Annotated in this window: 14 protein-coding genes; 9 read left to right on the forward strand and 5 right to left on the reverse strand. The window is 31.6% G+C overall.

Annotated elements, in window-relative coordinates; genetic code table 11:
• Positions 1-162: 162 nt before the first annotated feature.
• The 8 genes from rplM (at position 163) to dnaN (ending at position 8007) form a co-directional block, all read left to right on the forward strand.
• Positions 163-627 carry a 50S ribosomal protein L13 gene (gene rplM, locus PVA18_RS00665; protein WP_045805138.1) on the forward strand — a complete coding sequence of 155 codons (465 nt, stop codon included), beginning with the start codon at positions 163-165 and terminating at the stop codon, positions 625-627.
• Positions 627-1085, forward strand: coding sequence for a 30S ribosomal protein S9 (rpsI, locus tag PVA18_RS00670; protein ID WP_045805137.1), 459 nt, complete (start codon positions 627-629; stop codon positions 1083-1085). Before rplM ends, rpsI begins: the two co-directional genes overlap by 1 nt.
• A 9-nt stretch (positions 1086-1094) precedes the next feature.
• Entirely contained in the window at positions 1095-2135 is a 1041-nt protein-coding gene (argC, locus tag PVA18_RS00675; RefSeq protein ID WP_045805136.1) for an N-acetyl-gamma-glutamyl-phosphate reductase, read from the forward strand.
• Positions 2136-2757: 622 nt separating this feature from the next.
• The gene (gene ppa, locus PVA18_RS00680) at positions 2758-3276 is read left to right on the forward strand and encodes an inorganic diphosphatase (protein WP_045805135.1); all 519 of its coding nucleotides are present in this window, start codon (positions 2758-2760) and stop codon (positions 3274-3276) included.
• 649 nt (positions 3277-3925) lie between these two features.
• A complete protein-coding gene (locus tag PVA18_RS00685; RefSeq protein ID WP_024072409.1) occupies positions 3926-4561 on the forward strand; it encodes an ECH_1013 family putative transcriptional regulator in 636 nt (211 codons plus the stop codon).
• A 406-nt stretch (positions 4562-4967) separates the two neighbouring features.
• The gene (locus PVA18_RS00690; RefSeq protein ID WP_045805265.1) at positions 4968-5771 is read left to right on the forward strand and encodes a response regulator transcription factor; all 804 of its coding nucleotides are present in this window, start codon (positions 4968-4970) and stop codon (positions 5769-5771) included.
• A gap of 86 nt (positions 5772-5857) precedes the next feature.
• Positions 5858-6472, forward strand: a complete 615-nt coding sequence (locus PVA18_RS00695; protein WP_045805134.1) for a ribonuclease D — start codon at positions 5858-5860, stop codon at positions 6470-6472.
• 410 nt (positions 6473-6882) lie between these two features.
• A complete protein-coding gene (gene dnaN / locus PVA18_RS00700; protein ID WP_045805133.1) occupies positions 6883-8007 on the forward strand; it encodes a DNA polymerase III subunit beta in 1125 nt (374 codons plus the stop codon).
• 175 nt (positions 8008-8182) lie between these two features.
• On the opposite strand, the gene yajC is transcribed toward dnaN, so the two are convergent.
• Positions 8183-8554: a preprotein translocase subunit YajC gene (gene yajC / locus PVA18_RS00705; RefSeq protein ID WP_045805132.1), complete on the reverse strand. Its 372-nt coding sequence runs from the start codon at positions 8552-8554 to the stop codon at positions 8183-8185.
• A gap of 577 nt (positions 8555-9131) precedes the next feature.
• Positions 9132-10397: a phosphoribosylamine--glycine ligase gene (purD, locus tag PVA18_RS00710; protein WP_045805131.1), complete on the reverse strand. Its 1266-nt coding sequence runs from the start codon at positions 10395-10397 to the stop codon at positions 9132-9134.
• Positions 10398-10640: 243 nt separating this feature from the next.
• On the opposite strand from purD, the gene PVA18_RS00715 reads away from it, so the two are divergent.
• A complete protein-coding gene (locus tag PVA18_RS00715) occupies positions 10641-11354 on the forward strand; it encodes an outer membrane protein assembly factor BamD (protein WP_434431855.1) in 714 nt (237 codons plus the stop codon).
• A 99-nt stretch (positions 11355-11453) separates the two neighbouring features.
• Here PVA18_RS00715 and cyoE read toward each other — a convergent pair whose 3' ends face one another.
• The 3 genes from cyoE to coxB are packed head-to-tail and all read right to left on the reverse strand — an operon-like array spanning position 11454 to position 14682.
• Positions 11454-12341 carry a heme o synthase gene (cyoE, locus tag PVA18_RS00720; RefSeq protein WP_045805129.1) on the reverse strand — a complete coding sequence of 296 codons (888 nt, stop codon included), beginning with the start codon at positions 12339-12341 and terminating at the stop codon, positions 11454-11456.
• 2 nt (positions 12342-12343) lie between these two features.
• Complete coding sequence (gene ctaD / locus PVA18_RS00725) at positions 12344-13900, reverse strand: cytochrome c oxidase subunit I (protein WP_045805128.1); 1557 nt, start codon at positions 13898-13900, stop codon at positions 12344-12346.
• Between the two features lie 8 nt (positions 13901-13908).
• Positions 13909-14682: a cytochrome c oxidase subunit II gene (coxB, locus tag PVA18_RS00730; protein ID WP_045805127.1), complete on the reverse strand. Its 774-nt coding sequence runs from the start codon at positions 14680-14682 to the stop codon at positions 13909-13911.
• Positions 14683-14792: the final 110 nt, after the last annotated feature.

Raw genomic sequence — 14792 nt, forward strand, 5'->3', positions numbered from 1 at the left:
GATATAAGTTAAGTAATGTTATTTTATTACAGTAGGCAATATAAAGTTGCAGTGTTTTTCATGTATGGAGCTTGTGGAAGGAGTAAATAAATATAAAGTTAGTTTTTATTGACAAAAATTAATTGTGTGATTACTATGAAAATTTATTAACGATAGATGCAAATGGAGACTTTTTCTTTAAAGGCGAGTCAGGTAAAGAAGCGTTGGGTTGTGATAGATGCAACTGGGGTGGTAGTTGGTAGACTTGCTGCTTTTGTTGCTAATGTTTTACGCGGCAAAAATAAACCTGAGTATACGCCTCATATGGATTGTGGGGATAATGTTATTATAATTAATGCAGAGAAGGTTCAATTTACTGGTAATAAATTGAAAAATAAGGTTTATTATAGACACACTGGATATCCTGGTGGACTAAAAAGCTGTACGCCAGCTGATTTATTCTTAAATAAACACTCGGAACGTATAATTAATATGGCAGTTCGTCGCATGCTAAGTACTGGTCCAATGGCACGTCGTCGTTTAAAAAATTTATATATATATTCAGGTCCAGAACACAAGCATGATGCACAACAACCTGTAAAATTAGATTTTTTATCAATAAATGCGAAAAATAATAAGAGGAGATAATGGAGAGTAGTCCTGATATGTTATCTGATCGTCAACAAGATGGTAATATTAAAACTATAAAAGTAGATGCTCGTGGCCGTGCTTATGGTACAGGTAGAAGGAAAGAAGCTGTTGCACGGGTATGGTTAACAGTGGGTAAAGGGAATGTTACTGTTAATGGTTTGGATATTTTTAGCTATTTTAAGAAAAATACCTTGTGCAAGAAGGTTTATAATCCATTTATTGTGACAGCAACTTCTGGATGTTATAATGTTATTGCCACTGTAAGTGGTGGTGGAATTTCAGGTCAGGCTGGAGCTATTGCTCATGGAATTAGTAAGGCGCTAAAAGATATTAATCCCAATCTTCATTCTATTCTGAGAGCAGGTGGGTTCTTAACAAGAGATTCGCGTGTTGTTGAGCGTAAGAAATATGGTCAACATAAAGCTAGAAAAAGTTGTCAATTTTCAAAAAGATAACCTCTTTCCATGAGTTATCAAGTATCAGTTGCCATAGTTGGTGCTACAGGTTATGTAGGTGTAGAGTTAGTGCGCTTATTACTTTCTCATCCTATGGTCAAAATAAAGTATCTGTGTGCATCGCAATCTAGCGGAAAGTTACTTTCTTCTAGCCATTTACACATCTCGCAGGGTGATATGTCTGTTAGTATCTCGTGTTTTGATGATATTGAGTTATCTAATGTGGATGTGGTTTTTTTATGTTTACCTCATGGTGCATCAAGTGACGTTGTAAGAAAAATTCATGATGCAGTAAGAATTATAGATTTATCAGCTGACTTTAGAATTAAGGATACTGAAACATATAAGCAATGGTATGGACCGCATTGTTGTCCAGGTCTTGTAAAAGATTTTGTGTACGGATTAACAGAGATATATTGGGAAGATATTCAAAAATCACGTTTTATAGCTTGTCCAGGGTGTTATCCTACTTCTATATTAATACCACTATTTCCATTGTTGAGACTTCGTTTAGTGAAAAGTCATAATATAATAGTCGATGCTAAGTCTGGTGTAAGTGGTGCTGGTAGATCTGTTAAACAAGACAAGATGTTTTGTGAAGTTTATGATGTTATTCAATCATATAAAATCTCAAGTCATAGGCATATCCCTGAAATAGAACAAGAGCTTTGTTTTGCTGCATGTAGGGAAGATATTAGTTTACAATTTGTACCTAATTTAATTCCGGTAAAAAGAGGCATGATATCTAACATATATCTTGAATTAGAAGAGGGTATATCTCTTACTGATGTTCGGGAGGCGTTGCTACTGTTTTATAAAGATTCATCTTTTATCTTTGTTGATGAAGAAAAGGCTGTGACGACTAGATCTGTTGTAGGCACAAATTGTTGTTATTTAGGAGTTTTCCCTGGAAGGATACCTAATACAGTTATTATAGTATCCGTTATAGATAATTTATTAAAAGGTGCTGCTGGTCAAGCAGTGCAAAATTTTAATGTTATGATGTCTTATAATGAAGAGATTGCTTTATCAAATATTCCTTATTTTTAAATATTTGCTTAAAAACGCGTAAGTTTGTGATCTTGTTGTCTTTAGACAATATAGTATTAATCAATCTATATAAAATTTAATGTTCTGATGTTATTATGCAAAGATTGCTTTATTAAATATTTCTTTCCTACGTAAGGTATGTAATTTTCTATATTTTTTTGCAGATTATTTGTCTTGTCATCAGGTATTACATTTAATATATTATGCTTAGAAATTGTGGTTGAGATTTTTTTGTCTGCTTTGAGGCATGTGTCTAGGTTTATGATATGTTAGTGTAGATAACCTGTCGAGTTGATAGCAATATAAGTTTAAGTGTTTTATGTCCTACAATAAAAGGACTGCTTCATAAAATGTTAAAAATTGTATTTTTCAAATTAGTAGTAGATTTTATTAGAAAATTATTACTGTGTTAAATATCACATTTGTTTCTTTATGTATGGATATGTTTTTGTAGGTTATTTGGAAATCTTGTATGCTTATGTACTTATTAGTATTTTCTATTTTAGAAAAGCGTTGACTAGAATATAAAGGGTATTAGTATATGAAGTTAATAATCATTTGTTGATCTAGTAGACTCAAAGGTTTTAATTATTTACTTGTTTTGTTGTATTAGAGATTAATTATGAATTTAGATAATGTGACTAGTGGTGATAATGTACCTAAAGAAATCAATGTTATTATTGAGATTAGCCAGAATTCATATCCGGTAAAATATGAGTTTGATAAAAAGAAGAACTTATTTTGTGTAGATAGGTTTTTACCAACTGCTATGTATTATCCATGTAATTATGGTTTTATTCCGCATACTTGTGCTGGGGATGGTGATCCTGTTGATGTTTTAGTTGCAACTAGATTTCCTGTAATGTCTGGGGCAGTGATTTGTGCAAGGCCAGTTGGTGTATTGGTTATGCATGATGAAGGTGGGGAAGATGTAAAAATATTGGCTGTACCTGTAAATAAGCTGGATCAATACTATAATAATGTAAAAGATTATTCTGATTTTCCTGTATCTTTTTTAAATTCAATATCTCATTTTTTCACTTTTTATAAGAAACTAGAAGAAGATAAATTTGTATCTATAGACGGTTGGAAAAATATTACAGTTGCAGAGGAATTGATATTGAGTGCTTTAGTTGAATAGATATAGTGATGTTTTATGCAGTATCTATATAGTATACATGGTTATTAGAAACAGTGTTTAGATTTATTGTTGCATTAAAAGCAGTTTTTATTAGGTATAGTTATTGAATGGTTACAAGATTTTTTTTGTTGGGGTAGTTAATTCGATTTAATATAAGTATGGGATTATTTATATATTGGCTATGATCCCATAAATATAAGTTGCTAATAATGCAAAATATAAGTCTTCTTGAGAATATTTAAAAATTTAGCTGATTAAGGGTCTAGTATTGTTAATGGATTACTGTTTTTATGTTACATGGTAATAGTTAGGTTAATTTAGTAATCATTATTTGTTGGAAATTATTAGTAGTGGGAATACTAATAACTGTTTTTTGTTAGATGCTAAAAATTTGTATATTACTATCATTGTTCGATTGGTTACCAAATTGGTATATAAGACTAAATAGTATGCAAGTTCAGTTGTATAGCGCTTTATATTAAAAATTACTTTTTTATATGTCATTACTGATTTCATGTAAATCTTAGAATTACTCGCTAGTAATTTTATGATTTAGTATGCACTAATAGTGAATACTTCAATTATTACTTGAGTTTATGTACTTTAAATTGTACAAAAATGTAATAAATATTAACTGTAAGGTGAATTTATGAAAACAAGTAGTGATAATAGTATGATAGTTACTAGAATGAAGTATCAAATGGACAAAATGGGAATAAATGCACGTGAACTAGCTCATAAAGCTGATGTTGGTAAGTCTTTTGTATATGATATACTAAGTGGCAAGTCAACAAATCCTACATCTAAGAAATTAATGGCAATAGCGAAGGTGTTAAACGTTTCATTATCGTATTTAATTAGTGATGATAATTATACTTATGGACAAAGTAATATTAATATACTGCCTGTATATAATTTAGAACTAGAAAATGGGAAAATTTCATCTTCAGGTGATGTTAATCTATATCTATCTTCAAACATTAATTTAACTTCTAATATGAAGAATTTACGTGTATATTACGTGAAGGGGGATAGTATGATCCCGACATTAATGAATCAAGATGTTGTTTTAGTAGATATAGGGGATAAAATACCTCATCCCGCTGGATTGTTTGTTATAGTTGATTCAGTAGGTGTATCAATTAGGAGATTAGAATATTTAAAAGATAATCAGAAGATAAAGCTACATGTAGTTTCTGATAATAAAAAATATTCTTCTTATGAATGTCATTTAGAGGATATGGAAATATTAGGAAGAGTAATTTGGTATGCAAGGTCCTTGTGAAAAAATAAACATCAAATTTTAAATATAACATATTAAAAATAAAAGCATATTTTAATTAGTGTATATGCTTTTATTAATGTATAATGGTGCGTGTGTGAACCATTGTTATTATTAATAAAGTATTAATTTGTGCTTATATATAATCAGTGAAGTATTTTACTAATTGAAGAAAATTAGGTGTATTTACTATAATATCTCTAGTAGTCTTTGGGGTAATATTGTGCTATATATGCAACACAGGAAAAGTATATTACATGTAATTTACTATTATACTTGAATAGCATAGTAACACTATGTATTAACTTTTGATGAAATGTTTAGTTGTTGTAGGGTGATTATGTCTTTGGATTAGTGCTGAGTGCTTTATGTGTTGAATTTATTAATTATTGAGTTTTTAGAGGTATTTATGCGTATATTATTAATAGAAGATGATATTGCATGTGCAAAAGCAGTAGAAGCTTCTTTATCTTCAGAAGGGCATTTTTGTGAAACTATGACTTCTGCGCAGGATTGTTATGGTAGCATCATTCCGAAAAATGATGATTATGATGTAGTTATATTGGATATACATTTTCCTGGAAAAATAGATGGATATGATATTCTAGTCAAACTGCGGGAATCTGGTATAAAAGTTCCAGTACTTATATTATCATGTATTTCATCAGTCTCACATAAAGTGAAAGGATTATATTATGGTGCAGATGATTATGTAACTAAACCTTTTCATAAAAGTGAGTTACTTGCGAGAATAAAAGCTATTGTACGTCGTACTAGAGGGCACCCTGAATCAATAGTACGTGTTGGAAATATTGCAATAAATCTTGATCATAAATGTGTTGAGTGTAATGGTGAAATAGTACATCTAACTAAGAAAGAATATGGAATGATAGAGTTGTTATCATCTAGGTTAGGTACTGTTCTTACAAAAGAAATGTTTTTATCTCATTTATATAGAGAGCTAGATGAACCTTCTGATGATAAAATTATAGATGTATTCATGTGTAAGCTTCGTAAAAAGCTTAAGGTTGCTAACAATGGGAAGAATTACATAGAAACTGTTTGGGGACGTGGTTACGTGTTAAAAGAATGTGTTGATGAAGATGAAAGTGATGATAGAGGAGGATATAGATGGGATCATAGTAGTGGTGGTTCCAGTGTTGATTCAGTTTATGGTCAAGAAGAAGATAAAAAGTATGTTGAAGAAGCATAATATAGTTGAGAGGTATTTTGTACGTGATACAATGATCAAGATATTATAGTTATATGTCTTTTTATTATAAGGTGGAGGAAGTTTACGTGCCTGTATTTGTACATGATTGTGATTTGCCTAATGGGTTAAAATTTGAAGGTACTATTGCTGTTGATACTGAAACTATGGGCTTAGTATGCAGGCGGGATAAGTTGTGTGTAGTTCAATTATGTGATAGTGATGGTGATGTGCACTTAGTTAAATTTTCAGATAATTATCAAGCACCTAATTTGGTAAGTATTCTTTCAGATTCAAGTATAACTAAGATTTTTCATTTTGCTCGTTTTGATGTTGCCATAATACGTTATTATCTTGGTATATGGGCTGTACCGTGTTATTGTACTAAAATAGCCTCAAAGTTGGTCAGGACATATACAGATCATCATGGATTGAAAGAGCTGTGTTATGAATTATTGAATGTAAAGCTTAATAAAATGCAACAATCATCTGACTGGGGAAGAGAGACTTTGACATCTGAGCAATTGAATTATGCAGCATCGGATGTTATCTATTTGCATGCATTAAAAAATAAACTGGATGCTATGTTACAGCGTGAAAATAAACAAGAATTAGCAGCTTCTTGTTTTCAATTTCTTCCCACAAGAGCTCAGCTTGATTTATTGGGTTGGGATAATGTTGATATATTTAGTCATGCATCATAGTATGGAGTAATCTGAGCTATGAAGTACTGGATTTTGGAATTTTATCTTATATTAAAGTTGTTGTTGTGTGCAGCTAACCAGGTGTTGTGGTATTCTTGTTTTGAGCTTCTCTTCGCAAGGGTTTGATTTATTGTATTGGTGTACTATTTATCTTAGTCATGCGAGTAGTATAAGAATCTGAGTTATTGTTATAGGACTGAATGTTATTTGTTTTCCATTATAAAAGCAGTGTGATAGTTGAGTAAGAATTAGGAAGTCTTATTTTGAAATTCTTTCAATGAAAAGTTAGGCTTGATTATTAGAATGAGGTAACATATTTAGTGCTTGCCATGATAGTAACATGATCCATACCTTGACTTGTTTACATTTAATTTGTATAACATCACAATGGGTTAGATTGATAGAAATGTATGGTTGATGGTATTCAGTTAAGCTTTTTTGTTAGCAAAGATAAGCTCCTGCAGGCTTTGTCTTACATTAATAGTATTGTAGAAAAACGTCATAGTATTGTTGTTTTGTCGTGTGTAAGAATAGAAGTCAAGGATCAGGAAATTAAATTAATGTCTACAGATCTTGATATCTCAATAATTGCTTCCATTACTGCTCATGTAAATGTGAATGGGGTTGTAGTGGTTTCTGCTCAACTTCTTTATGATATTGTAAAAAAATTACCTAATGATATTGAAATCAAATTTGTTATTGGTGAAGATGGGAGACTGATTATAGAGTGTGGTCGTACAGAGTTTTTCCTTCCTGTAGTTGATATAGAAAAATTTCCTGTTATTGAAAACAATGAATTACAAAATAAGTTTATTCTACAGGTTTCTGAGTTAGCGAATTTGTTTGGAAAAACTAAATTTGCAATTTCTATGGAGGAAAGTAGATTTAACTTGAATGGATTGTATGTTCATACATCTGATAATATCTTATGTTGTGCTGCTACAGATGGTCATAGATTATCATTAGCTAAATGTAAATCTAATAGTGTATTATCAAGTTTTGGTATTATAGTTCCAAAGAAAACAGTTAATGAGATTTTGAAGATAGTAAGTCATGGTAGTGGTAATGATTTAATATCAATTAGTTTGTCAGATAGAAAGATTTGTTTTGAGTATAAAGAATATATTTTAATATCTAAAGTCATAGATGGCACTTTCCCGGATTATAATTCTATTATTCCTAGATCTTATGATAAAAATGTATTGATTGAGTCTGAAATATTGTCTAATGCAATAGATAGGGTATCTGTAGTAGTTTTTGATAAGGTGAAGGTCATAAAATTACGATTTGTTGATAATAAGCTTATACTTAGTGCTGCTTCTTCAGATCAAGGGGATGCTAGAGAAGAGTTAGAAGTTGATTACTCTGGAGAAGATATGATTATTGGGTTAAATGCAAGATATTTAATGGAAGCTTTGTATTGTATTAAGGGAAAGTGTCTTTTATCATTTTATGATGCTAGTACATCTGTCTTAATACAGGAAGAAGAGAATATAGATGACTTCACTTATATTATTATGCCTATGCGAATATGATGTTCTTATAATGCTAGAAACTTAGGTAGAGTTTTTGTCTTTATTGTATTACCTAGTTAAGTACTTTGATTGATTCGCACAGACTTAATATACAAGTACATCTTCTCCTACATATAAAACTATAAAATAGGATACATTAAAATCTTATAAAACAAATGCCAGTGAAAGACATATATTAACTGCTGGACACTGAAGACGATAGTCCTGCACTTGAAGTAGACTTATTATTTTTATTTAGTACTTCAGATATTGAAGACCTTAGTACTTTAATTTCAACCCCTTCTGATATTTCTACAAAAAGATATCCATTTGCTGAATCAATTTTTGCGACTGATCCCAATATACCACTAGAAATAACAACTTTATCACCTTTTTTTATATTATCTAGCAACTTGTTATGCTCTTTAATCTTTTTTTGTTGAGGCCTAATTATAAAAAAGTAGAAAACACAAAAAATTAACACCAAAGGAATTAATCCTGCGATTGAACTACCTATTCCCGAAGCAGGTGCTGTTGTTGCTGCAAAGACTTCAGAGATAAACGACATTTTAATACCAAGCAGTAGATGAATAAATTAATGTACCAAGAATGGTATTGATTGTCAATATCAATTTGGCTTAAAATTTATAGTATTGCAACTCAATTTATTGGAAAGTTTGAATTTTATTTTCTTAGAACTCTTAGAATCTGGTATGAAAAATATTTTGTAATGAGGTGGAATGTTATGTTAAATTGTTAAAAAAGGGCTATTGTATATAGAAGCACTTTTTATCTTTCATGTTTTAAGAATTATTTATTGAGATTTTAGTACTTAAAATGATATCAGCGTGAACTTTTTATTTTACTAGTGGGAATCATATAGAGTGAAATAAAAATGTTTAAGTGTAATTTATGTTATGTAAAAAGTTTTATGTATGTATATTTATCAAGAAGTATATACTGGTGTTTATAGCTATAAAATATGGAATGCAACATGAGTTTTGATTTGTAATAAGCAGAAACTACCAAGTTATATACCGAACTTAGTTGTCTGCCTATGCTTTGGAGAGCAACTATTAGCACTTTTAGTAACTTGAGATAAACAAAAACTTATTCACTGTTGGAATTTATAGTAAATGGAAACATTAAAGTGCGCATGATCCTATATCGTATCTGTAAATTCCATCTGGCCAATCTAATAAGTCTAATGCAGCATAAGCTTGGTGTTTTGCAGTAGCTAGATTTTCACCTTGTGCTACAACATTGATTACCCTTCCAGAATCTGACACCCAGTTATTTCCTTCTCTTCTTGTACCTGCATGTAAGAGTTGAATATTAGGTAGCTTTTCAATGTTTTCTATTCCATTAATTATAGAATTTTTCTTATATTCACCTGGATATCCACGACTAGCTACTACAACGCATAAAGCAGCTTTTTTGTTTAACTCTACTGACTCATTTCCTAGTTTACCTTTAGCTGTAAGTGATAATAGCTTTAGAAAATCAGAATTTAATCTTGGTAATATTGATTGTGTTTCAGGATCACCAAAACGCACATTGTATTCAAGTAATTTTGGCTCATTCTTTTTAATTATAATACCAGCAAATAGTAACCCTCTGAATTGTATATTCATATTGAACATTGCTTTGATAGTTGGATATACTATCTTCTGAATGATTATATGCTCCATTTCTTGTGTAATAATATTCGGTTTAGAATATGACCCCATGCCACCAGTGTTAGGTCCTTTATTGTTATCGCCTATAGTTTTATAATCTTGTGCTACTCCAAGAATGACTGGATTGGATCCATCAACCAGTGTAAAGAAACTAATTTCCTTGCCATCAAGAAATTCTTCAACGACTATTGCATGACCAGCTTCTCCGAACTTATGGTGGACTAGCATAGCGTCTACAGCGTCGTACGCCTCTTCATATGTGTGACATATTATTGTTCCTTTCCCCTGTGCTAACCCATCAGCTTTTACTACTAGAGGTAACTTGTGCTTACCAATAAACTTATAAGCTGAATTTGCATCAACAAAGTACCCATATTTTGCAGTAGGAATACCATACCTCATACACAATTCTTTTGTGAATCCTTTTGAAGACTCAAGCCGAGCTGCTGCTTTGGAAGGTCCAAAAACTAATATACCTTCTTCTGTTAACGCATCTGATAACCCATTTATTAATGGAGCTTCTGGCCCAATAACTACTAGTTCGATTTTTTCTTTTTTACATGTTTGAATGACTTCTATTGTATTATTGATATCTATATCTATTATATCTGCTAACCCAGCCATTCCTTCACGTCCTGGGGCAATAAATAACTTGTTTAGCAATGTAGATTTGCGAATGTGATATAACATTGAGTGTTCGCGCCCACCAGAACCAATTACCAATACGTTCATTAACATGCTTTATTTGAATTTGTTACTTATGCATTCTAGTATCAATATGGGAGTTGTCAATAAATTATATGCTTTGCTACTTAAATGTGTGAGTGCATTCGTAAAAATTGCTTGTCTGGGATACATCTTTATGTTTCAATAAAGTATTTACATAATTTACAAGTTTATATTTACAGGTGATAAAATATGCATAACTCTAAAGTTATTAGGAATACTATTTATTTGTTATGCTGTTGTTTTTTGATGGTAAATTGCTCTTTTATAAAAAAGGGAGAAAAATTTGTGGGAGATCGAACAGCAGATGAAATATATGAGAGTGCCTTAAGAAAAGCTAGTGCTAAGGAGTATAAAAGTGCAGTAAAAGATCTTGAAGAAATCGATAATCTTTATCCGTTTTCTCCTGTTGCAATTAAGGCTCGCCTTATGATGTCATTTTTGAATTATGAACTTGGTGATTATTCTCGTGCTGAGATTTATGCTGATGATTATATTCAACTTTACCCTGATAGCAAAGATATAGATTTTGCTTATTATTTGAGAATAATGGCAAATTATATGCAGATTAGTGATATAGATCGTGATCAAAGTAGTGTGCATAAAGTTTTAGAGCTATTAAATGAGTTTATACATCTCTTCCCTAGTTCTGTGTATTTAGAAGAGGTTATGAAAAGATTAGAACTTGTTCACCAACATGTTGCTGGTAAGGAATTTTCAGTAGGTAAATTTTATTTGCAACGTGGTGAGTATGTTGCTGCCATTAAAAGGTTCAGTACAGTATTGAATAAATATAAGGATACAAAGTATTATTCAGAGAGCTTATATAGAATTGGTGAAGCATATTTAGCCTTAGGAGATGTTGCTGCATATGCAAGATATATGTCCTTGCTTAAAGAGTGTTGTATGGATACCGGTTGGTATAAAGAACCTTTGCAAGTAAGTAAAGTTGACAGTCAATAAATATACAAACAAGACTAGTTCCCAATTGCTTATAGTTAGAGATTTAATAAATGATTTTTCTATGATTATTTCTAATACCTCTATTGAAATTTAGAAATACTAAAAACTAGAAAGAATAATACATATAAATAAAATAAACAGGTAAGCAATAGAGTAAGTAAACATTGCTTTATACTTATAGTGGTTGATTGAAGTCAGTACTTTAAAAGCATGAAATACAAATGTAATACCAAGTGGTATTGCGCAAGTTTCATATAATAAGTAGTCCTTTAAAAATATTCCAGGTAATAGTGTTACAATAAATAGTATAATACTATATATGAGTATATAAACTTTAGTAACGAATATTCCGTGTGTTACAGGTAGCATTGGTATTTTAGCTTTTTCATATTCCTGATAATTTAGTAAGGATAATGCCCAAAAGTGTGGAGGAGTCCACATGAATATAATTAGGAATAGTATTAGACTTTTTATAGAAATAGAACTAGTTACAGAAGTCCATCCAATGATTGGAGGAAGTGCTCCTGCAATCCCTCCTATGACTATATTTTGCGATGTTCTTCTTTTAAGATACATTGTATATACTAATGTATAGAATGCTATACTGATGGCTAATAATATTCCTGATGTATAATTAACAGCGATCATCATTACTGTTACAGAGATAATGGATAATACTAACCCTAACTCAATTGCACTAGATTTTGCAATCCTTCCAGAAGGTATAGGACGATTTTTAGTTCGCTCCATTAATGCATCTATATCACTATCATACCACATGTTTATTGCTCCTGCAGCACCGGATCCTAGTGCTATGCATAATGCACTAATAACAGCAATAAAAGGGTGAATGTTTCCTGGAGCAATGAACATTCCTGTAATTCCTGTGAGAACTACTAAATACATGATTTTTGGCTTTAGTAGATCCCAATAATCTGACATTTCACTTATAATCTGCAGTTTAACATTTTTGCAATTAGGGTTCATACTTAATCAACCTTTGGTATTTCTTCAAAGGTATGGAAAGGTGCTGGTGATGGTATTGTCCATTCTAGTGTATCTCCTCCCCATGGATTACTAGGACATTTTTTCCCACTTCTTAATGTTGCAATGACTATGTAAACGAAGAATAAAGCTGATATAAACGATAAAAATGCTCCTGCTGATGATATGTAATTCCATGGGATAAAAGCATCTGGGTAATCTGGTATACGTCTTGGCATTCCTGCTATGCCTAAAAAGTGTTGAGGTAAAAATGTAATGTTGGTTCCAATAAAAGTTAACCAGAAATGTACCTTACCAAGGTGTTCATTATATTGCTTGCCGGACATTTTGCCTATCCAGTAATAGAAGCCAGCAAAAGCTGCAAACAATGCAGCAATTGACATTACATAATGGAAATGTGCAACTACATAATATGTATCATGTAATGCTTTATCAATACCACCATGTGAAATTACAATACCAGTAATTCCCCCTACTACAAATACAAAAATAAACCCGATTGAAAATAGCATGGGAGTTTTAAATTCTATCTGTCCTCCCCACATAGTTGCGATCCAACTAAATACCTTGACTCCTGTTAGCACGCCTATCAGCATAGTGGTAACGCTGAAGTATGTCATAATTTCTGCACTTAAACCGACAGTAAACATGTGATGTGCCCATACTACTCCACCTACTGCTGCAATGCCAACTAGTGCTAGTACCATGCCTAAATATCCAAAAACTGCTTTATGAGAGAAAGTAGATACGATTTGACTTATTATTCCAAATGCAGGAAATATGATAACATACACTTCGGGGTGCCCAAAAAACCAAAATAAATGTTGAAAGAGCAAAGGATCACCTCCACCAGCGGGGTCAAAAAAGCTTGTGCCAAAGTTCCTGTCTGTTAATAACATTGTTACTGCTCCACCTAAAACTGGGATTGTAACTATTAACATAAAAGATGTTAATAATATAGTCCAAACGAATAGTGGCATCTTTAATAATGTCATACCATGAGCTCGCATGTTAAATATTGTGACGATAAAGTTTATAGCCCCTACAATTGATGAAGCTCCAGCAACATGTATAGCAAATATTGCTATGTCTACAGAAGCACTTGGATGAGATCCTATATATGATAAAGGAGGGTATAGTGTCCATCCTGTTCCTGCCCCTTCTCCTATCAATACAGATGTACATAATAGAATTAATGAGGCAACTAATAGCCAAAAGCTTACATTGTTAAGACGTGGAAATGCCATATCTGGAGCTCCTATAAGTAATGGTACAAACCAGTTACCAAATCCTCCAGTTAAAGCTGGCATGATCATGAAAAATACCATAATTAATGCATGACCTGTGACGATAACATTGTATAACTGATAATTATCGTTTAGCACGTTAATATGTGCGAGCTGTAATCTCAATACTAGAGATAATATGCCCCCTACAAGTCCCCCAATAATGGAAAAAATAATATATAGTGTGCCTATATCTTTGTGATTTGTTGAGAATAACCAACGTTTTATTCCTTGCGGTGTATGTTCACTATTCATGCATACCTCTATAATTCAAGTGTCTTTTCTTGTATCCATTCATTAAATTGTTCTTTTTCAACAGCAACTATCACTATTGGCATAAATCCATGTAGCCTGCCGCAAAGTTCTGAACACTGTCCATAATATGTTCCTGGAGTTTTAATATTAAACCATGCTTCATTTAGTCTGCCTGGTACTGCATCAATTTTTACTCCTAAGGCTGGTACTGCCCAACTATGTATTACGTCTGCACTTGTAACTTGTAACAGAATATTTGTATTTATGGGTACTACTATTCTGTTATCTACTTCAAGTAAACGCAGATCTTGACTTTCCAAACTATCTGTTGCTTTCATATAACTATCAAAAGCAAAATTTTTATAATCCGGATATACGTATCCCCAATACCACTGATACCCGATTGCTTTTAATGTCATTTCTACATTAGGAATTTTCTGCTCATGTCTAATTAATTTGACATTACTTATAGTTAAAAATCCTACGATTACTAAAGGAATTAATGTCCACAATATTTCTAAAACTGCGTTATGAGAATTCTTAGTGTTAAAGACAATTTTGTCTCCTGATCTTTTCCTAAACTTTATGAGTGCATACGTCATTACAGCAAAAACAATAACTGCTACTACTGACATAACAAACATAACAAAGTTATGGGATCTTATAATCGATTCCATTATTTCTGTTGCTGGAGCCTGAAACCCCATCTGCCACTGTACAGGTGCTGCAAATGTACTAAAAGGATTAAATATACAGAAAAAAAAGACCAGAAATCTTAACATAATGTTACACTATTAATAATTAATTGCTTATCATTTTAATGCTCAAAATGCAACAATTTTATACTACTTTTTAAGAAGTATAACCTGAATAAAGTTAATTATAACTAAAA

Origin of the sequence: Ehrlichia muris subsp. eauclairensis, assembly GCF_051097115.1 — a bacterium.
In the GTDB taxonomy this organism is placed as follows: Bacteria; Pseudomonadota; Alphaproteobacteria; order Rickettsiales; family Anaplasmataceae; genus Ehrlichia; species Ehrlichia muris.

Excerpts from the sequence above, each read along its gene's own strand:
- rplM (WP_045805138.1), top strand. The coding sequence starts at position 163 with ATGGAGACTTTTTCTTTAAAGGCGAGTCAGGTAAAGAAGCGTTGGGTT.
- rpsI (WP_045805137.1), top strand. The coding sequence starts at position 627 with ATGGAGAGTAGTCCTGATATGTTATCTGATCGTCAACAAGATGGTAAT.
- argC (WP_045805136.1), top strand. The coding sequence starts at position 1,095 with ATGAGTTATCAAGTATCAGTTGCCATAGTTGGTGCTACAGGTTATGTA.
- ppa (WP_045805135.1), top strand. The coding sequence starts at position 2,758 with ATGAATTTAGATAATGTGACTAGTGGTGATAATGTACCTAAAGAAATC.
- PVA18_RS00685 (WP_024072409.1), top strand. The coding sequence starts at position 3,926 with ATGAAAACAAGTAGTGATAATAGTATGATAGTTACTAGAATGAAGTAT.
- PVA18_RS00690 (WP_045805265.1), top strand. The coding sequence starts at position 4,968 with ATGCGTATATTATTAATAGAAGATGATATTGCATGTGCAAAAGCAGTA.
- dnaN (WP_045805133.1), top strand. The coding sequence starts at position 6,883 with ATGGTTGATGGTATTCAGTTAAGCTTTTTTGTTAGCAAAGATAAGCTC.
- yajC (WP_045805132.1), bottom strand. The coding sequence starts at position 8,554 with ATGTCGTTTATCTCTGAAGTCTTTGCAGCAACAACAGCACCTGCTTCG.
- purD (WP_045805131.1), bottom strand. The coding sequence starts at position 10,397 with ATGAACGTATTGGTAATTGGTTCTGGTGGGCGCGAACACTCAATGTTA.
- PVA18_RS00715 (WP_434431855.1), top strand. The coding sequence starts at position 10,641 with ATGGTAAATTGCTCTTTTATAAAAAAGGGAGAAAAATTTGTGGGAGAT.
- cyoE (WP_045805129.1), bottom strand. The coding sequence starts at position 12,341 with ATGAACCCTAATTGCAAAAATGTTAAACTGCAGATTATAAGTGAAATG.
- ctaD (WP_045805128.1), bottom strand. The coding sequence starts at position 13,900 with ATGAATAGTGAACATACACCGCAAGGAATAAAACGTTGGTTATTCTCA.
- coxB (WP_045805127.1), bottom strand. The coding sequence starts at position 14,682 with ATGTTAAGATTTCTGGTCTTTTTTTTCTGTATATTTAATCCTTTTAGT.